Here is a 17,745-nt window from a genome sequence, read left to right as displayed (position 1 = left end):
GATTGTCTCACTGTCCTGTGTGATGCAGGATACATCGCATGGCTGAATCGCTCACCGACCTCCCCCGCCGGTCCGTCTGGCACGGCTGGGGGGACCCGGCACTCGCCCGGCGCGTCCCCGCGATCGCGTGGCCGTTCTTCAAGGCGCTCCGCGGCCTCGAGCCCTCGCCCGTGGACACCCCGCCGGTGGCGCTCGGGGACGTGAGGCTGCCCGAGCCCGCGGTGGGCCGGGAAGCGCTCGGCGACCTGGCCGGCGTCGTGGGCCCCGAGCATGTCAGCACCGAGCGGCTCGCGCGGATCGAGCACGCGGGCGGGAAGGGCTATCCGGACCTGTTCCGGCTGAGGACGGGCGACGCCGGCCGCGCGCCGGACGCGGTCGTGTTCCCGGGGGACGCGGGCCAGGTCGCGGCGGTGGTCGCCGTGTGCGCGCGGCACGGGATCGCCGTGGTTCCGTTCGGCGGGGGGACGAGCGTAGTGGGCGGCGTGGACCCCGAGCGCGGCCGGTTCGGCGCCGTGGTCTCGGTGGACCTGCGCCGGCTCAACCGCCTCCTCAGCGTGGACCCCGTCTCGCAGACCGCCGTGCTGCAGGCCGGGATGCGCGGGCCCGAGGTGGAGCGGGCGCTCGCCCCGTACGGGCTCACGCTCGGGCATGTCCCGCAGAGCTACCAGCAGGCCACCGTGGGCGGGTTCCTCGCCACGCGCAGCGCCGGCCAGGCGTCCTCGGGCTACGGCAGGTTCGAGGACACGGTCGTGGCGCTGCGCCTGGCCACGCCCACGGGCGAGGCGGTGCTGGGCGGCAGGGCGCCCCAGGGCGAGACGGCCGCGGGGCCCCGGCTCATCGACGCCGTGATCGGCAGCGAGGGGCTCCTCGGGATCGTGACCGAGGTGACCGTGCAGCTGCAGCGGGTCCGGCCGCACGTGCGCCAGGAGTCATGGGCGTTCCGCGACACGGAGGCCGGGTTCGAGGCGTTCCGGGACATGGCGCAGGCGCTGGGGCGCGGCGTGCTCCCGGACGTCTCGCGGCTCTCGGATGCGGACGAGACGCTGGTCGTGCTGCTCCAGGCCGCCGCCGGGATCCCCGCGTACGGGTACCTGCGGGCGCGGGGATGGCGTGCGCCGTCCCTCGCCGTCTTCCAGCTCGAAGACGCCGATCCGCGCTCGCTGGCCTACCGGCGTCGGCGGCTGGCCCGCCTGCTCCGCGCGCACGGTGCGGTGCGGATGCCGCGCTCGATCGCGGCGCACTGGATGTCCCACCGCTTCCGCGGCCCGTACCAGCGGGACCACCTCATGGACCGGGGCCTCTTCGTCGAGACCATCGAGACCGCAACGACGTGGGGCAGCCTCCGGGACCTCTATGGCGCCGTCCAGGGCGCCGTCTATGCGGCGCTCGGGGAGAAGACCGTGCTCCAAGGCCACATCTCCCACCTTGAGGAGGGCGGCGCCTCCCTGTACTTCACGCTCCTGGCCCGTGCCGAGGAGGATCCGATCGCCCAGTGGCGCCGGCTCAAGGCCGCGGCCGGGGACGCGATCATGGCCGCCGGCGGCACCATCACCCACCACCACGCGGTCGGGACCGACCACCGGCCCTGGATCCGCGAGGAGCTCGGGGACATGGGCGTGCGGATCCTGCGCGCCGTCAAGGACGAGCTGGACCCGGACGGGATCATGAACCCGGGCAAGCTCCTGCCGGACTGACCCCTCGCGTGGCCATCTCTGGCCGAGGGCGAGATACGGCCACGCGTGGGGTGGGAGGTGGCCACGCGTTGGGGGAGGGCGGGTCAGCAGCCCTCGAAGTCGCTGAGCACCTTGACCTTGGACGCGGACGCCGAGCCCGGATCGAACGTGTAGCCCAGCCACTCCTTCGCGAGACGCCGCGCGAGCTCGAGTCCGATCACCCGCTGGCCCATCGTGAGCACCTGGCAGTTGTTGGAGAGCACCGAACGCTCCACCGAGAACGAGTCGTGCGCCGTGGCGGCACGGATCCCCGGGATCTTGTTCGCCGCGATCGCGACCCCGAGGCCCGTCCCGCAGAAGAGGATCGCCCGGTCCGCGCGGCCCTCGCTGATCATCTGCCCGGCCGCGATCCCCACGTACGGGTACGGCCTCGTAAAGTCCTCGCCGTCCCGCGCCACGCCGATGTCGATCACCTCCGCGATCCGGCCGTCGCGCTCGAGGTCCGCGAGCACCGCGTCCTTGTAGTCCACGCCGGCCTCGTCCGACCCGATGACGACCCGCAGCCCGCCCGTGCTCTCCCCGTTTGTGCCCTGCCCGCTCATGCCGACACCTCCTGGAATGCAGCAGTGACAATGGATGGCCCCATCGCGGCGAACACGGCCGCGAGGGAGGTGGCGCCGGGATCCGGCGTGCCGAGGCTCTTCTCGGCCAGCGGGCGCGCCCGCCCCTTGAGCGGGCGCAGCCCGGCGGTGGCCCGGGCGGCCTCCTCGGCGGCACGGCAGGCGCGCTCCCACGCTTCCCCGAGCGCGTCCCCGCGCACGACGCCGGCCCGCAGCTCCTCCTCGAACGGCACCAGGGCGTCCACGAGGGTCTTCTCGCCCGGCTGCGCCCCGCCGAGGGCCGCGATCCGGTCGGAGAACGCCCCGACCCCGGCGGCGACGCCGGGGGCCCCGGGCACCTCGAGGTCACCGATGGCCTCCCCCCACGCGCGCAGGCCCGCTCCCCACAGGACCCCGGAGGTCCCGCCGGCCCGGTCCGCCCACGCGTCGCCGGCGGCGGCGAGCACGGATCCCGCGCCGCACCCGGCCTCGAGCGCGTCCCGGGCAGCGCTGTGCGCGGCGCCGACCCCGCGGACCATGCCGCGCCCGTGGTCGCCGTCGCCGGCCACGGCGTCCATCGCACCCAGCTGCGCCTCGAGGGCCTCGAGTGCCACGCGCGCGGCGCCGAGCGCTGCGACGCAGGCCGCCGCGTACTCGCGCGAGGGGGCGGACGACGGCGCCGCGCCCGCAGCGGCGGCCGGCTCGCCGTCGTCGTGCGTCGCTTCGAGGCCGTCCGCCGCCGCGACCCGCCCGCGCCGGTACGCGGGGGTCTCGGCGGGGGCGAGCCAGAGGGGCTCGAGCTCGTCGTCGAGCCACGTGACCGTGAGCGACGCGCCGGCCATGTCGAGGCTCGTGACGACCTCGCCGACCTCGGGCGCGACGATCTCGTAGCCCGCGTCCCGCAGCCGCGGCGCCACCGCGTTCCACAGGACGAAGAGCTCCTCGTGCTTCGTGCTGCCGAGGCCGTTGAGGACGACGGCGATGCGCGCCCGCGTCCCTGCGCCCGCCGTGCGCCGGGCTGCTGCAGTCCGGGCGTCGTCGGGCGCCTCGGCGAGGACGCCTTCGACGAGGGTGCGGCCGAGCTCGTCCGCGCCGGGCAGCGGGACGTCGCGCAGGCCGGGCTCGCCGTGGATGCCGAGGCCCAGGCCCATGTGCCCCTCGGGCAGCGTGAACAGCGGCGCGTCCGCGCCCGGGAACGTGCAGCCGGAGAACGCGGTGCCGAGGGTGCGGGTGCGGTCGTTGGCCCTCCGGCCCAGCCGCACCACTTCGTCGAGGTCCAGCCCCGCCTCGGCCGCGGCGCCCATGGCCTTGAAGACGACGAAGTCCCCGGCGATCCCCCGCCGGCGCGAGGCCTCCGCGGGTGGCGCGCTCGCGACGTCGTCCGTCACGAGCACGTTCTCCGCACGGATCCCGAGCCCCGCGAGCCGCTCCGAGGCGAGGCCGAAGTTCATGACGTCCCCGGCGTAGTTGCCGTAGGCGAACACGACGCCGGCGCCGGACTCCGCCGCGCGGGCCACCGAGACGGCCTGCTGCGCAGAGGGCGAGGTGAAGATGTTCCCCACGACCGCGCCGTCGGCGAAGCCCTGCCCGACGAGCCCGGCGAACGCGGGGTAGTGGCCCGAGCCGCCGCCCACCAGGACGGCGACCTTCGGCCGGGCCGGCCGGCGCCGGCGGACGGCACCGCCGGGGACCTGGCGGACGAGGTCCGCGTGGACGTCGCAGAAGCCCGCGAGGGCCTCGTCGGCGAAGTCGGCGGGGTCATTGACGATGCGCGTCATGGGGCATCTCCTGGGTGGGTTCTCTTCGAAGGGGCGGGGCGGCGGGGGCGGGAGCGGCGGGGCAGCGGGGGAGAGGACGTCGGCGGGAGCCGCGTCAGTGCATGTGGCTGCCGCCGTTGATGTCAATGGTCGTGCCCGTGAGGTAGGCGGCATCCTCGGAGGAGAGGAAGGTGATCATGGCGGCGACCTCCTCCGTGGTGGCGTTGCGGCCCATCGGGATGCCGGCATTGATGGCGGCCTCCTGCTCCTCGGTGCTGCCCACGCGGATGGCGGTGTCCACGGCACCGGGCGCGATGGCGTTGACGGTGACGCCGGTGGTGCCGAGCTCGCGGGCCAGGGCCTTGGTGAAGCCGAGGATGGCGGCCTTGGCGGCGGAGTAGGGGACCTTGCCGAACACGCCGCCGCCGCGCTGGGCGGACACCGAGGACATGTTCACGATCCGGCCCCAGCCGGCCTCGACCATGGCCGGCAGGAAGGCCCGCGTGACGAGGTAGGTCCCGGTCGCGTTGACGGCCATGACCTTGTTCCACAGGGCCAGGTCCGTCTCGAGGAACGGCACGGGGGAGGTGATCCCGGCGATGTTCGCCAGCGCGCCGACCACCGGCAGACGGCCGGCGGCGACCTCGGCGTCCACGGCGGCGCGCGCGGCCTCGACCGAGCGCTCGTCGGCGACGTTGACCTCGTGGCCGAAGGCCGGCACGCCGAACTCGTTGGCGATGTCCTGGGCGGTCTTCGCGCTCTTCTCGCCGTCGAGGTCCAGGATCACGACGCCCCAGCCCTCGCGGGCGTAGCGGCGGGCGGTGGCGAGGCCGATGCCCTTCTCGGACGTTGCTCCGGTGAGGACTGCGGTGCGCTGGATGGTGCTCATGGTGGTTCCTTCGTTGTCTGGTGCCGGCGCGTGCCGGCGGCTAGATGAGGTCGGTGATGAAGCTCGCGGCCTTCGCGGCGGCCGCGGGGCGCTCGTCATGGGTGAGGTCGTGGGCCTCGAGCTCGAGCGAGAAGTGCCCGCCGAAGCCGGCGGTCCGCAGCGCGGCGAGGGCGCCGGCGAAGTCCACGGAGCCGTTGCCGATGCTGAGGTTGATGTTCCCGGGCACGGCATCGCGCAGATGGACGTGGGCGATCCCGTCCCCGCCGGCGCGCCAGGCGAGGGCCGCGATCGCCTCCTCGGGCGCCGCCCCGGAGGCGACGACATGGGAGAGGTCGACGACGTGCCGTACCCGGGTGCCCGCGAGCCGATCGGCGAGGGCGAGGGCGCGGTCGAGCGTCCCGCACAGGCGGTAGAAGTGCAGGGACTCCGTCCAGAGCCCGACGCCGGACTCCGCCGCGCGCTCGCCGGCTGCGGCGAGCTGGTCGGCCACGAGGTCGAGGTCCTCCCCGAGGCCGCGGACGGGACGGGGATCGAGGGCGCCGCACGGCAGCACGAGGGCCTGCGCGCCGACGGTGCGTGTGAGCCCGAGGAGCGCGTCCAGGTGGGCGTCCCGCGCGGCCCGGCCCGCCGAGTCCAGAGGGCGGTTGAGGTCCCCGATGTCCCCGTTGACCGACCGGACCCGCAGCCCGGCCGCCGCGACCGCCTCGGCGACGAGCCCGGCGTCGTGCGCCGTGAGCGCGAAGGGGACATGGTCGCAGACGCCCGGGAGGGCGCCGAGGTCGATCTCCTCGAAGCCGAGGGCGGCCATGGTGGCGAGCGCCTCTCGGAGGGAGAGGTGCCGGAAGCTGATCGACGAGCAGCCGAGGCGGTCGTGGAACATCGTCGTTGCCCGCTTTCTGTGTGGCCCGCAGCCCGCGTCGGTGCGGGAGGGGTGTGACTCCAACCACGCTAGAGGGATCCAGTGTCAACAGTCAACCTCTAAAGTTGACTGTTGACAGTGGAGCGTGACGGGGAGCACACTGGCATATCATGTTGACTGTCGACAGCGGCGGCAACGGTCGTATCCATCCGAAAGGAACGCAATGAGCAACGAGGCTCTGGCCATGCGCGGCCCGGTCCACGGCACCAAGGACGCCAAGCGCGTCGCCGTCGGCTCCGGCGTGGGGGCTGTCATCGAGACCTACGACTTCATCGGCTTCGGCACCGCCGCCGCCCTGTACTTCGGCACCGCCTTCTTCCCCGGCGCGGACCCCGTGACCGGCACGCTCGCCTCCTTCGCCACCCTCGGCGTCGGCTTCGCGGCCCGCCCGCTCGGCGGCATCATCGGCGGGCACCTCGGCGACAAGGTGGGCCGCAAGCCCGTCCTCGTGGCCTCCCTCATCCTCATGGGCCTCGCGACCTTCGCGATCGGCCTCCTGCCCACCTACGCGATGGTGGGCGTGCTCGCGCCGACCCTCCTCGTGATCGTGCGCATCATCCAGGGGCTCGCGTTCGGCGCCGAATGGGGCGGGGCGATCCTCATGAGCTACGAGCACGCGCCCTGGAAGTCCAAGGGCAGGTTCACCGGGATCGTCCAGGCCGGCTTCCCTGTGGGCCTGCTCCTGGCCAACCTCACGTTCCTCGTGAGCGTGGGGCTCGGCGGCGAGTGGGCGTGGCGCGTGCCGTTCCTCGCGAGCATCGTCCTCGTCGCCGTGGGCCTCATCATCCGCTCCAAGGTCCCGGAGTCCCCCGTGTTCGAGGACGTCAAGGACCGCGGCGACATCGCCAAGTCCCCCATCGCCGAGGTGATCCGGGACGACTGGCGGAACATCGTCCGGGGCATCGGCCTGCGCGTCGCGGAGACCGCCGGCTACGCCGTCTCGGTGACGTACATGATCTCCTACCTGCACAGCTCCAAGCTCGCGGACAAGACCGAGACCCTCACCGCCCTGTGCATCGCCTCCGCGATCGGCATCGTCGCCACCTTCTCGTGGGCCCGCCTCACCGACAGGGTGGGCCGCCGCCCGGTCTACGTGTGGTCCTGCCTCTTCGCCGTCCTGTTCGGCGTACCGATGTTCCTCCTGGTGAACACAGGCCTGTTCCTCTTCATCATCGCCACGATCGTCATCTCCTACGCCGTCTGCCAGAACTCCCTCGCCGGCGCCCAGGGCGCCTGGTTCCCCGAGCTCTTCCAGGCCAAGACCCGCTCCTCTGGCGCCTCGCTCGCGTACCAGATCTCGGCCATGGTCTCCGGCTTCACGCCGTTCATCACCACCCTCCTGTTCGTGAGCTTCGGCTGGGTGGGCCCGGCGCTGCTGTTCAGCCTCTACGGTGCGATCGGCCTGTGGGCCGCCCTCGTGACCCGCGAGACGTGGGGCGCCCGCGAGCGGGAGGCCGCCGCGCGCGCCGCCGCCGAGACGCCCCTTCCCGAGCACCAGCACGCCTGAAGGCGCCGGCCGACAGCTCTGCGTCCCGGGGCGGACAGCCCCGGGGCGCAGGGCGCCGCAGCTCGCACCGAATCACCGGAGGACTGACATGACGACACCGACACTCGAGCCCCGCACCGCGGCCTCGCCCGCGCAGCGCCGGGCGGCCGTGGAGGCGGCGGCGCACCGGATCCGCCGCCACGCCCTGTTCATGGGCGAGGTGCAGGGGCAGGGCTACGTGGGCCAGGCCCTCGGCGCCGCGGACATCCTCGCCGCCGTCTACGCGGACCAGCTCCGCTTCCGCCCCGAGGACCCGGAGTGGGACGGCCGCGACCGCTTCCTGCTCTCCACAGGCCACTACGCGATCGGGCTCTACGCGGCGCTCGCCGAGGCCGGGACCATCCCGGTCGGGGAGCTCGAGACCTACGGCTCGGACGGCTCGCGGCTGCCGATGTCCGGCATGGCCACCTACACGCCGGGAATGGAGATCTCCGGCGGCTCGCTCGGGCACGGCCTGACCATCGCGGTGGGCCTGGCCCTGGGGCTGCGGCACCGGGGCAACCCGGCGCGGGTGTTCAACTTCCTCTCCGACGGCGAGCTGGACGAGGGCTCGACGTGGGAGGCCGCGATGGGCGCCTCGCACCACCGCCTCGGCAGGCTCACCGCGATCGTGGACATCAACGCGCTCCAGGCGGACGGCCCCACCGAGGGCGTCCTGCGCACCGAGCCGGTCGCGGACAAGTGGGCCGCGTGCGGCTGGCGCGTCTTTCGCGTGGACGGGAACGACGTCGGCGCGCTCCTGGAGGCGTTCGACGCCGCCGGGTCGGGTGCCGACGGCACGGAGGACGGGGACGGCGCGCCCGCCGTCGTGCTCTGCGATACCAGGGTGGGGCGCGGGGTCCCGCTGCTCGAGACGCGCGAGAAGGCGCACTTCATGCGCATCGAGGAGCACGAGTGGGCCCTGTGCAACGAGCAGCTGGACGCCGGCTGGGCCGCGAAGAACGAGGAGGGCAACGCATGAGCACCACGGCAGCAGTGGGCACCGCGCCGGTGAGGGCACCCAAGCTCAAGACCTCGGCGATGATCGCCTCGTTCGCGGACCCGGGGCAGAAGACCGCCCCGGCCCCGTTCGGCCACGCCCTCGCGGCGGCGGCCGAGGCGGATCCGCGGATCGTGGGGCTCACGGCGGACCTGGGCAAGTACACCGACATGCACGTCTTCGCCGAGGCCCACCCGGACCGGTTCTTCCAGATGGGCATGGCCGAGCAGCTGCTCTTCGGGGCGGCGGCCGGCATGGCGGAGGCAGGGCTCGTGCCGTTCGCCTCGACCTACTCGGTGTTCGCCGCGCGGCGGGCGTACGATTTCATCTGCCTCGACATCGCCGAGCCGAACCTCAACGTCAACATCGTGGGCGGGCTCCCGGGCCTCACCACCGGGTACGGGCCCTCGCACCAGGCTACTGAGGACATGGCGATCTTCCGCGGCATGCCCAACCTGACCATCGTGGACCCGTGCGACTCGGTGGACATCGAGCAGGCCGTCCCGCAGCTCGCCGCCTCCGAGGGGCCCACCTACCTGCGCCTGCTGCGCGGCAAGGTGCCCACGGTCCTGGACGAGTACGGGTACACGTTCGAGCTCGGCAAGGCCAAGGTCCTCCGCGGTGGGCGGGACGTCGTCTTCGTGTCCTCGGGGCTCATGACCATGCGCGCCCTCGCCGCCGCGAAGGCGCTCGAGAAGCACAAGGTGGATGTCGCCGTCGTGCATACCCCCACGATCAAGCCGTTCGACGAGGAGACCGTCCTCGCCGAGCTCGCGGGGGACAGGCTCGCGGTGACGCTCGAGAACCACACTGTGGTGGGCGGGCTCTTCGAGACCGTGGCCGGGGCCTTGGTCCGCTCAGGGCAGTCGCGCCGCGTGGTGCCGATCGGCCTGCCGGACGAGTTCCTCGACGCCGGGGCGCTGCCCACCCTGCACGAGAAGTACGGGCTGAGCGTGGACCGGATTGTCGCGAAGGTCCTGGCCGAGCTGGGCTGAGGCTCCGGCTGGCCGGCATCGCGGCCGACCGGCGTCGGGCGGCTGGTTGGCATCGCGGCCGACCGGCGTCGGGCGGCTGGGCTGGCATAGGGCGGCAGGCTCGGGGCACTCTCCGGGCCTGCCGCCTATCATCGGAAGTGTCAACGACTGTCTGGCGACAGTCGACACTCGAGGGGGAGGAACCCATGGCCGTCGCGGCGTCCCTGCTGGGACTCGAGAAGAAGAGCCTGCGCGAGCAGGCTGTGTCCGCCCTGCGGCGCGCCATCACGTCCGGGGAACTCGAGCCCGGCCGGCACCTCGTGGAGACCGAGCTGTCCGAGATGCTCGGCATCTCCCGCGGCACGCTCCGGGAGGCCCTGCGCCAGCTCGAGCAGGAGGGGCTCGCCTCCGCCGGGCCGCGCGGGCGCCTCAGCGTCCGGCACCTGGACGCGAAGGAGATCCGGGACATCTTCGCCGTCCGGGCGGCCCTCGAGTCACTCGCCTCGCGCACCCTCATCGAGCAGCCTCGCCGTGCCAAGGCCGTGGGCGAGCTGCGCGACGCGCTCGAGCTCATGGCCGAGGCCGCCGAGCGCTCCCTCGAGGACCGGATCGAGGCGGACCTGGACTTCCACCGCCTCCTCTGCCGGCTCTCCGGCAACGAAACGCTCCTGCACCAGTGGCTGTCCCTCGAGGGGTCGATCCGGATGTCCATCATGTTCGCCGGGCTCGAGCGGGCCACGAGCAACATGAGCGTGGACCGGCACCGCGACGTCGTGGACGCGATCGAGTCCGGCGACGTGGACACCGCCCGCCAGACCATCATCGAGCACATGCAGGGGGCGGCGGCCAACCTCGTAGGAGGCTAGCCGTTTCGGGTACACATAATCCCTCTCAGGGCGTTTCGGGTACACATAACGTGCCCCTTTGGGCGTTTCGGGTACGCATAGCGTGCCCCTTTGGGCGTTTCGGGTACGACGCCGCCTGCTCGTCTCGGGCCTTCCTGCTCGCCTTTGCCCCTCGCTGTTTTCGGGTACACATAGCGTGCCCCTTCAGCCGTTTCGGGTACGACGCCGGCCGCTCGCCTCGGTGCGCGCCCCGCGCCGCGACGACCGGCGTGCACGCTTCCCCAAGGAGTGACCCAGAATCCGGCGTGTCGGGCAGTTCATCCGGCGTGTCGTGGCCGCGGACGGCCCGATTCTGGGGAAACCTGCACGCTTTCTAGGGCGAACGCGGGGAGGTGGCCACGTGTGGGTGAGAGGCGGCCACGTGTGGAGTGAGAGGTGGCCACGCGTGGGGTGGTCGTTTTCCTTCGAGATGGTCCCTTTCGACGCGTTGAAAGGGACCATCTCGCAGCAAGAGGGCCATTTCGCCCACGGTCCTTCCGCGGCGGATGACTATTCCCGGGAAGTGGCCACGCGTGGGGTGGGTGGTGGCCACGCGTGGGGTGGGTGGTGGCCACGCGTGGGGTGGGAGGTGGCCACGCGTGGGGTGGGAGGTGGCCACGCGTGGGGTGGGAGGTGGCCACGCGTGGGGTGGGAGGTGGCCACGCGTGGGGCGGGAGGTGGCCACGCGTGGTGTGTGGGGCGGGGACCCCGGTCAGCCGCGCCGAAGGGGCTTGGTGGCCGGGCCCTCGAGCACCCCGCCGTCGCACGAGAACCGCGAGCCGTGGAGAGGGCAGTCCCAGGTCTTCTCGGCGTCGTTCCACTGGAGCACTCCGCCCAGGTGCGTGCACACCCGGGAGACCCGGTGCTTGACTCCGCCCACCTCGCAGTCGCCCACGGGGCGGTGCCGCTCGGCCACGAGGGACTTCGCCCACCCGGCCGCGAGCCGCCCCGCGACCCCGGCATTGAACCGGGCCGCCTCCTGCGCGTCCCTGCCGGACACCCCGGCCCCGTACAGCTCGCGGGACCAGGGGATGTTCCCGCCCAGGATGTCCGCGGAGATCGAGAGCGCGGCGGCCACACCGTTCGCGAGCCCCCACTTCCCGAACCCGGTGGCGGCGTGGATCCGCCCGCCCGTGCCCGGAAGCGCCCCGACGAGAGGCACCCCGGTGACCGGGATGTAGTCCTGCGCGGCCCACACATGGGTCGGCCTCGTGCCGGGGAAGCGCTCGCGCACCCAGTCCAGCAGGTCGGAGCGGTGCCGGCCCGTCCCGGTGCTGCCCACCGCGAAGCCGCCGCCCACCGCCACGAGTCGGGGCCCGCCGTCGTCCGCGCCGTGCGCCTCCGGACGCCCGGGCAGGGGAGGGACGGAGCGGAGCGAGCGCGAGGGCGAGTCGAGGGAGAGGTACATGCCCTGAGGGAAGCCCTCGTGGTGCTCGGCGCCGGAGAACGCGGCGGCGAACGCGCGGCTGGGCTCGAGGAGGGCGAAGCGCGCGCCACGGTTCAGGACGGGGGTGCCGGTGGCGAGGATGAGCCGGTCCGCGGTGAGGCGGCCGTGGTCGGTGACGGCCTCGACCGGGCCGCCGCGGCGCGCCCGCGCGATGTCCGCGCCGGTGAGCCGCACACCTTGGATGAGGGCGCCGCCGCGCTGGCGGAGCTCGGCGGCGAGGGCGGCGAGGACGTCCATCGCGTCCACCTGCACCTGCCCGTCGAGCCGGATCGCGCCGGCGGTGCGGAAGGGGAGCTCGAGCGCGTCCGCGCGGGTCACGTCCAGGCCCGCGGCGACGCAGGCGGCGTGCTCCTCGCCGAGGATGCCCATGGCGTCCTGCGCCTCGGCGTAGGTCCACGCGGTGCGGGTCTGGTACGGCACCCCGCGTTCGTCCATGTAGCGCTGGAGCCACTGCTGGCCCTCGAGGTTGCCCTGCACGTAGGCGCGCAGGACGTCGTCGTTGTGGTGCTGGCGCACGGTGCTGAGCATGGAGCCCTGCAGGAGGGAGACTTTGCCTGTGGTCCCGCCCGTGGTGAGTGCGCCGGGCCTGCGCGCCTCGACGACGGCGACGGTGCGGCCTGCGCGCGCGAGCAGCACCGCCGCCGTGAGTCCCGTGATGCCGGCCCCCGCCACCACGGCGTCGTAGTGCGCGCCGGCGTGGAGCTCGTCCGATCCAAGGGGTTCCGCCCGGTCCTGCCACAGAGATCGCATGGTGCGTGTTTACCCCAGCCCGCCCCGTTGACACCAGTGTTCACGTCGCCTCCCGCCGGGCTTCCAGCGGGCGGCGCACGACGCCGTCCCCCGCCTTCCGGTCGGCAGCCCGCCCGGAGCAGGGCGCGCTGGGTGGGGCGTGCGGGGCGGGGCGTGATTGGCGCGCGGCCCGCGCGGGTAGCTGGGTGGCATGAGCGAGAACCGGAACGAGAACCGCGAGAACCAGTACAACGCCGAGAACTCGGACGAGTACACGACCGAGACCGTGGAGCCCCAGGACAGCGGCGAGGAGGCGAACGACATCCGCTTCTCCGAGGAGCAGCAGCTCATCCGCGAGCAGGCGCAGGGGATCCGGCCGCAGAAGCAGGACGTGCCCTCGAGCGTCCCCGGCATGGACCAGGCCGCCGCGGGCTTCGACGTGCCGGACGCGGACCTGCGCGAGGGGGATGCGAGCGACGACTCCGCGCACCACGGCCAGGAGCAGTAGGGTCCGGGGGAGGGCTACGCGCCCAACCATCCCGCGATGAGCGCCCACACGCCCCACAGCCCGGCCGCCGTGAGGAGGGCGAGGTAGGCGAGCACGAGCCGCGTGTCCCGCAGCCAGCACTTCGAGCGCGTGAGGCCGGCCCTCCGGGCCTTCCAGTAGCCTGCGAACCCGACCCCGGCGAACACCACGAGCGCGGCCGGCCCCGCGGCCCAGCCCAGCAGGGCGATGGTCGCGAAGATGCACAGCCGCAGCGGGTCGAAGGGTGCATCCGCGGACGACGCCGAGGGGTCGCCGTCGTGCGCGGAGCCCGCCGGCGCTGTGGCGTCCGTGGACTCCTTGCGCGCGCGGGCAGTGAAGGACGACGGCAGCGGCCCGCCGGCGATCCGGCGGGCGTCTGATTCTCCGCTCACGGAGCCCCCAGGCGTACGGCCCCCAGCGGCGCGGCCGGCACGGCCCCCAGCGCAACAGGGACCGGCTCGCGGCGGGGATGCCCCTGCAGGGCCGCCCCCGTCGCGGTGCTCATGCGCTGCCGTGACAGTTCCGGCCAGGCCTGCACGGCGCAGAACGGCGCGCACTGGTGGGCGCCCGCGTCGCTCTTGGTGCCCACGTGCACGCAGCACTGCGTGAGGCGCTCCTCGATCATCGTGGACATATCCATGAACGGCTTGACCGTGATCCGGGTGATCCGCTCGGCGAGGAGCCGCCGCAGCCGCTGCTGCTGGCCCGGCAGCCGCCCGGCCGCGAGCGTGGTGAGGGTGCCGATGCCGAGGTCGCACTGCGTGCAGATGTTCTTCCACAGCTCCGCCGTGCTGGGGTGGGTGAGCGAGGACTGTTCGCTGAGCAGGTCCAGGAGCGAGGACTTCATGAGCGAGCGCAGCCCCAGCGGCAGGGCGCTGTCCGCGATCCGGTTGGCGAGGGCATCCGGGCTGAGCTCGAGCCATTCGAGGAGCCTGTCGTGCCCGATCAGCGCCGTGAGGGAGCGCCACACGCCGGAGTCGTCCCTGAGCATGTAGCCCACCGAGGCGCAGTGCGGGTGCGAGCACGGCAGCGCGGTGAGGTCGTGCCACGCGACCACCCCGCCGGTCTGCTCCTCGAGCCGCGCGAGGGCCCCGGTGTGGGTGAGCCGGTCCATTGGGTCGATCCCGTGCCCGCGCCCCGAGCCGAACACCGGCTGGATCGCCACCCCGCCCACGAACGGCGTCTCGAGGGCGCGCATCACCACGGCGCCGATCTCGCCGTCGTTCACCCCGAGCGCCGCGGTCATGGTGAGCGTCGTGAAGACGCCGGCCGCGGAGAGCCGGGTTATGGCGGCGTCCTTGAACCGGGTGAGGTCCCCGCCCCGGTGGTGGACCGAGGACTCCTTGGAGGGCCCGTCGTACTGGAGGTAGACCTCCACGCGGTCGCGGTGGCGTTCGAGCAGCGCCAGCAGGTCGTCGTCGGACGCGAGGAGCATCCCGTTGGTGTTGACCATGACCCGCACGATCGGCCGGGCCACGAGCTCCTCGAGCAGCTCGGCGAGGTGCGGGTAGAGGGTGGGCTCGCCGCCGGAGAGCATGAGCACGTCGATCCGCCCGTTCTCCCGGGCCAGCCGCGTGTCCACGTTCGCGAGCACCTCGGCCAGCGGCGCCACCCCCTGCAGCTGCGGCCCGGACGCCGTGAAGCACGTGGGGCAGCGCAGGTTGCAGTGCTCTATGACGTCCTGGAGGAGGATGCACGTGTGCTGGGTCTGCATCGCCGGGAGCCCGTACGCGTACGCCTCGGGGACGGGACGGAAGTTGTCCGGGGAGTCCGGGACGTGGGCCTTGGTGGGCGCCTGCCACTTCTCGAGGTAGCGCAGGATCTCCGGGAACTCGTCGTAGAGGGTGCGCACGAGCCCGTGGTCCGGGCAGCCCCGCTCGAGCCACACGCGTCCGTCGCGGATGAGCAGCGCGCCGGAGAGGCGCCGCACCTGCGCGAGCGGCGGGCTGTCCTCGTGGCAGTGCGGGCAGAAGGCGGTGACGTAGCGGTGGATGCGGTCGCCCCGGAGCGGCTGCCCGTCACCCAGTGGCGCACGACGCCGTGGCGGGGCCTGGCGCGCGGCCGGAGCCGGGTTGCGCGGGGCCGGCTCGGGCGAAGGCGTCCCAGGCGGGCGCGTCCCGGGTGGGGGCGGGGAGCTGTGCTTCATGCGGTCTGTCCTTCCAGCTCTGCGGGTGCGGGCCTGGCGAAGACGCGGACCGTGCGCCAGGCGAGGAGGGGGAGCATGGCGAGCAGGAACCACTGGGGCCCGCTCATGCCGAGCCAGAGCTCGTTGTTGCCGCGCACGAACTCCACGGCGAACCGGAACAGGGCGTAGGCGGCCACGTAGCAGACGAACAGGTCGCCGGGGCGGGGGAGCCGGTCCCGCCAGCGCCACATGGCAGCGAAGGCGAGGGCGTGGAAGGCGATCTCGTAGGCGAAGGAGGGGTGGAGGCCCACGCCCGCGGGGGCCCCGAAGAGGGCCGCCTGCCCGGGGGTGAGGACCATGCCCCAGGCCCCGCCCGTGGGGGTCCCGGGGAGCTCGGTGAGGAGGCACCCGAACCGCCCGACGGCCATGGCGAGGGCGACCGCCGGCGCGAACAGGTCCCCCGTGGAGGGCCGGTACCCGGTGATCCGCTTGCCGAGGTGCACGCCGAGCCAAGCGCCCACGAGCCCGGCGAGGACGCTGCGGTCCCCGGTGGTCCACCAGTCCTCGAGTGCCGGCTGCTGCACGAAGTCCCACGTGAAGAGCCGCGACCCGATCGCCCCGAACGCCACGGCGAACCCTGCCACGGTCCACAGCCTGTCGTCGGCGAGCCCCCGGCGGCGCTTCTCGTAGGCGTAGAACGCGAGGGCCGCCGCGATGCCGAGTCCCACGAACACCCCATGCACGAGTCCGTCTCCGGCGAACGGCAGCCCCACCACGCGCGCTCCTCAGTACCCGCCGCTGGAGAACTGGGCGATCAGCGCGACACAGACCCCCGCGCCGATGAGGATCCACGCGCCGATGGCGAGGAGCAGGCCGGCGCCCGTCCTCGTCGTCGTGGGCCGCGACGCGAGGACGATCGCGACCACGAGATAGGCGAAGAACGGCCCCCACCAGAGGAACCCCATGCCGAGCAGCGACGAGTCCAAGGGAAGGGAGGAGCCGATCGCCGTAGCGAGGAAGGCGAGCAGCGGGATGGCCACCACCCCGATCCCCAGCCCGAGCCACACGGAATCCCGGCCCTTGCGCGGGTCTCCGAAGGGCCCTGGCGGCGGCAGCGGCGGCGGTGACGGCGGCGGCGGTGACCGCGGCGGTGGGGGCGGCGGGTTGTCCGGGACCGGCATGGGCACACACTAGCCGCCCGGCACCGGGGCGGACAGGGCACAGGGCGGTCGCCACGCGGGGCGCCCCGAATTGGGGGCCGCGGACCATTGCGCTCCCGCGGCGGCGGGTCCCTACTGGTGGCACCACAGTCACCCCAGGAGCACGCCATGTACATGAGAGTCAGCACCTTCAAGACCGCCCCGGACGGCTCGGGAGAGCCCACCGACGAGACGGTCCAACGCGTCCTTGCGATCCCGGGCTGCAAGGGCTTCTACTATCTCAGCGGCGATCAGGGGAAGGCGCTCGCGCTGACCCTGTGGGCGGACAAGGACGCGCTGGACGGCAGCCGCGACGCCGCCAAGGCGATCCGTGCGGAGAGCGCAGCGGAGCAGCGCATGGAGATCCTGGGCGTCGAGGAGTACGAGGTGCTCAGGCAGGAAGGGACGGGCTAGGTGTACCGGGTCATGACGTTGGTGGCAGGCGAGTCGTGTTGACGTAGGGAGAGCCTCCGGGTGGGGTGTGGCTTGTCGAAGGCTTTCACCTGACCCCGGAGGCTCTCTTGTCCCACGGTAACGCCCGCCTGACCTTCCATGGCCGCCTGCTGATCGTCCGCCGCCATCTCGAGGGGTGGAAGCAGGCCCACCTCGCCTCGGCGATGGGCATCTCGCGCAAGTGCGTGAAGACTTGGATCGACCGCTACGCCGAGGAGGGCGAGGACGGCCTCCACGACCGCTCCTCCCGTCCGCACAGCTGCCCGAGAAAGACCAGCGCCGAGCTCGAGCAGCGGATCATCGACCTGCGCCAGAGCGAACGGCGTGGGCCCGCTTGGATCGGGGCCCAGCTCGAGGTGCCGCCCCGGACGGTCTCGCGGTTCCTGGCCCGCAACGGCCTGCCGCCCCTGGCAGCGCTCGACCCGATGAGCGGAGAGCTGATCCGCTCCAGCAAGGCCACAGCCGTGCGCTACGAACGCAAACGGCCCGGCGAGCTGGTCCACATGGACGTGAAGAAGCTCGGCCGGATCCCGGACGGAGGAGGCTGGCGCGCCCTCGGCAGGGAAGCGACCGTGGCCCACAAGCACAAGAAGGGCCCGATCGGCTTCGACTACGTGCACTCGCTCGTGGACGACTTCTCCCGGCTGGCCTACTCCGAGATCCTCCCGGACGAGAAGGGCACCACCTGTGCCGGCTTCCTCGACCGGGCGGTCGCCTACTTCGCCGCCCACGGGATCGCCCGCATCGAGCGGCTCATGACCGACAACGCCTTCGCCTACCGGTACTCCCTGGGCGAGGTCTGCGCCAGGCATGGCATCCGCCAGAAGTTCATCCGGCCCCACTGCCCCTGGCAGAACGGCAAGGTGGAACGTCTCAACCGCACCCTGCAGACCGAGTGGGCCTACCGCCAGCCCTTCACCAGCAACGACCAACGCACCGAAGCACTTGCACCCTGGCTCGAGCACTACAACACTCAACGTAGCCACAGCGCACTCGGAGGCAAGCCCCCGACCAGCCGACTGCAACCAACCTGATGGCCGGGTACA

At 72.9% G+C, this 17,745-nt stretch carries 17 protein-coding genes; 8 read left to right on the top strand and 9 right to left on the bottom strand.

The genetic code is table 11. The features are described 5' to 3' along the window. Window positions 1-38 precede the first annotated feature (38 nt). Window positions 39-1,694 carry an FAD-binding oxidoreductase gene (locus ABCQ75_RS14735; RefSeq protein ID WP_345886338.1) on the top strand — a complete coding sequence of 552 codons (1,656 nt, stop codon included), beginning with the start codon at window positions 39-41 and terminating at the stop codon, window positions 1,692-1,694. Window positions 1,695-1,777: 83 nt separating this feature from the next. Here ABCQ75_RS14735 and ABCQ75_RS14730 read toward each other — a convergent pair whose 3' ends face one another. From ABCQ75_RS14730 to ABCQ75_RS14715, 4 genes are all read right to left on the bottom strand, one after another. Continuing rightward, entirely contained in the window at window positions 1,778-2,275 is a 498-nt protein-coding gene (locus ABCQ75_RS14730; RefSeq protein ID WP_345886337.1) for a ribose-5-phosphate isomerase, read from the bottom strand. After that, window positions 2,272-4,050, bottom strand: coding sequence for a dihydroxyacetone kinase family protein (locus tag ABCQ75_RS14725; protein ID WP_345886335.1), 1,779 nt, complete (start codon window positions 4,048-4,050; stop codon window positions 2,272-2,274). Before ABCQ75_RS14725 ends, ABCQ75_RS14730 begins: the two co-directional genes overlap by 4 nt. Window positions 4,051-4,144: 94 nt before the next feature. Next, a complete protein-coding gene (locus ABCQ75_RS14720) occupies window positions 4,145-4,918 on the bottom strand; it encodes an SDR family NAD(P)-dependent oxidoreductase (protein WP_345886334.1) in 774 nt (257 codons plus the stop codon). Window positions 4,919-4,958: 40 nt separating this feature from the next. After that, window positions 4,959-5,798, bottom strand: coding sequence for a sugar phosphate isomerase/epimerase family protein (locus ABCQ75_RS14715; protein ID WP_345886332.1), 840 nt, complete (start codon window positions 5,796-5,798; stop codon window positions 4,959-4,961). A gap of 202 nt (window positions 5,799-6,000) precedes the next feature. Between ABCQ75_RS14715 and ABCQ75_RS14710 the strand changes: the two genes are divergently transcribed. From ABCQ75_RS14710 to ABCQ75_RS14695, 4 genes are all read left to right on the top strand, one after another. After that, window positions 6,001-7,344 (top strand): MFS transporter, encoded by a 1,344-nt coding sequence (locus ABCQ75_RS14710; protein WP_345886331.1) that lies wholly within the window; start codon window positions 6,001-6,003, stop codon window positions 7,342-7,344. Between the two features lie 88 nt (window positions 7,345-7,432). After that, window positions 7,433-8,344, top strand: coding sequence for a transketolase (locus tag ABCQ75_RS14705; RefSeq protein WP_345886330.1), 912 nt, complete (start codon window positions 7,433-7,435; stop codon window positions 8,342-8,344). Further along, on the top strand, window positions 8,341-9,357 hold the full coding sequence (locus ABCQ75_RS14700) for a transketolase family protein (protein WP_345886328.1): 1,017 nt from the start codon (window positions 8,341-8,343) through the stop codon (window positions 9,355-9,357). The genes ABCQ75_RS14705 and ABCQ75_RS14700 overlap by 4 nt, the downstream gene beginning before the upstream one ends. 185 nt (window positions 9,358-9,542) lie before the next feature. Beyond that, entirely contained in the window at window positions 9,543-10,202 is a 660-nt protein-coding gene (locus ABCQ75_RS14695) for a GntR family transcriptional regulator (protein ID WP_345886325.1), read from the top strand. A gap of 730 nt (window positions 10,203-10,932) precedes the next feature. Here ABCQ75_RS14695 and ABCQ75_RS14690 read toward each other — a convergent pair. Next, window positions 10,933-12,417, bottom strand: a complete 1,485-nt coding sequence (locus ABCQ75_RS14690; protein ID WP_345886324.1) for an FAD-dependent oxidoreductase — start codon at window positions 12,415-12,417, stop codon at window positions 10,933-10,935. A gap of 190 nt (window positions 12,418-12,607) precedes the next feature. Here ABCQ75_RS14690 and ABCQ75_RS14685 point away from each other — a divergent pair, with 190 nt between their 5' ends. Then, a complete protein-coding gene (locus tag ABCQ75_RS14685) occupies window positions 12,608-12,904 on the top strand; it encodes a hypothetical protein (protein WP_345886323.1) in 297 nt (98 codons plus the stop codon). 14 nt (window positions 12,905-12,918) lie between these two features. Here the strand turns inward: ABCQ75_RS14685 and ABCQ75_RS14680 are convergent, their stop codons facing one another. The 4 genes from ABCQ75_RS14680 to ABCQ75_RS14665 are packed head-to-tail and all read right to left on the bottom strand — an operon-like array spanning window position 12,919 to window position 16,114. Continuing rightward, window positions 12,919-13,314 carry a hypothetical protein gene (locus ABCQ75_RS14680; protein ID WP_345886322.1) on the bottom strand — a complete coding sequence of 132 codons (396 nt, stop codon included), beginning with the start codon at window positions 13,312-13,314 and terminating at the stop codon, window positions 12,919-12,921. Further along, a complete protein-coding gene (locus ABCQ75_RS14675; RefSeq protein WP_345886320.1) occupies window positions 13,311-15,068 on the bottom strand; it encodes a radical SAM protein in 1,758 nt (585 codons plus the stop codon). The genes ABCQ75_RS14680 and ABCQ75_RS14675 overlap by 4 nt, the downstream gene beginning before the upstream one ends. Then, a complete protein-coding gene (locus ABCQ75_RS14670) occupies window positions 15,065-15,823 on the bottom strand; it encodes a prolipoprotein diacylglyceryl transferase (RefSeq protein WP_345886319.1) in 759 nt (252 codons plus the stop codon). Before ABCQ75_RS14670 ends, ABCQ75_RS14675 begins: the two co-directional genes overlap by 4 nt. A 9-nt stretch (window positions 15,824-15,832) precedes the next feature. Continuing rightward, on the bottom strand, window positions 15,833-16,114 hold the full coding sequence (locus tag ABCQ75_RS14665; RefSeq protein WP_345886318.1) for a hypothetical protein: 282 nt from the start codon (window positions 16,112-16,114) through the stop codon (window positions 15,833-15,835). 261 nt (window positions 16,115-16,375) lie between these two features. On the opposite strand from ABCQ75_RS14665, the gene ABCQ75_RS14660 reads away from it, so the two are divergent. After that, window positions 16,376-16,660, top strand: a complete 285-nt coding sequence (locus tag ABCQ75_RS14660; RefSeq protein WP_345886316.1) for a hypothetical protein — start codon at window positions 16,376-16,378, stop codon at window positions 16,658-16,660. Window positions 16,661-16,767: 107 nt separating this feature from the next. Beyond that, window positions 16,768-17,733: an IS481 family transposase gene (locus ABCQ75_RS14655; protein ID WP_345883225.1), complete on the top strand. Its 966-nt coding sequence runs from the start codon at window positions 16,768-16,770 to the stop codon at window positions 17,731-17,733. The last annotated feature ends 12 nt before the right edge of the window (window positions 17,734-17,745 follow it).

This window comes from Sinomonas halotolerans, from assembly GCF_039615075.1.
Classification (GTDB): Bacteria; Actinomycetota; Actinomycetes; order Actinomycetales; family Micrococcaceae; genus Sinomonas; species Sinomonas halotolerans.
The sequence above is the reverse complement of the archived record's forward strand: the minus strand, read 5'-3'. Positions and strand labels throughout refer to the sequence as shown.

Bases quoted from the DNA above. Each gene is read 5' to 3' on its own strand.
- ABCQ75_RS14735 (WP_345886338.1), top strand. From the start codon at position 39: ATGGCTGAATCGCTCACCGACCTCCCCCGCCGGTCCGTCTGGCACGGC.
- ABCQ75_RS14730 (WP_345886337.1), bottom strand. From the start codon at position 2,275: ATGAGCGGGCAGGGCACAAACGGGGAGAGCACGGGCGGGCTGCGGGTC.
- ABCQ75_RS14725 (WP_345886335.1), bottom strand. From the start codon at position 4,050: ATGACGCGCATCGTCAATGACCCCGCCGACTTCGCCGACGAGGCCCTC.
- ABCQ75_RS14720 (WP_345886334.1), bottom strand. From the start codon at position 4,918: ATGAGCACCATCCAGCGCACCGCAGTCCTCACCGGAGCAACGTCCGAG.
- ABCQ75_RS14715 (WP_345886332.1), bottom strand. From the start codon at position 5,798: ATGTTCCACGACCGCCTCGGCTGCTCGTCGATCAGCTTCCGGCACCTC.
- ABCQ75_RS14710 (WP_345886331.1), top strand. From the start codon at position 6,001: ATGAGCAACGAGGCTCTGGCCATGCGCGGCCCGGTCCACGGCACCAAG.
- ABCQ75_RS14705 (WP_345886330.1), top strand. From the start codon at position 7,433: ATGACGACACCGACACTCGAGCCCCGCACCGCGGCCTCGCCCGCGCAG.
- ABCQ75_RS14700 (WP_345886328.1), top strand. From the start codon at position 8,341: ATGAGCACCACGGCAGCAGTGGGCACCGCGCCGGTGAGGGCACCCAAG.
- ABCQ75_RS14695 (WP_345886325.1), top strand. From the start codon at position 9,543: ATGGCCGTCGCGGCGTCCCTGCTGGGACTCGAGAAGAAGAGCCTGCGC.
- ABCQ75_RS14690 (WP_345886324.1), bottom strand. From the start codon at position 12,417: ATGCGATCTCTGTGGCAGGACCGGGCGGAACCCCTTGGATCGGACGAG.
- ABCQ75_RS14685 (WP_345886323.1), top strand. From the start codon at position 12,608: ATGAGCGAGAACCGGAACGAGAACCGCGAGAACCAGTACAACGCCGAG.
- ABCQ75_RS14675 (WP_345886320.1), bottom strand. From the start codon at position 15,068: ATGAAGCACAGCTCCCCGCCCCCACCCGGGACGCGCCCGCCTGGGACG.
- ABCQ75_RS14660 (WP_345886316.1), top strand. From the start codon at position 16,376: ATGTACATGAGAGTCAGCACCTTCAAGACCGCCCCGGACGGCTCGGGA.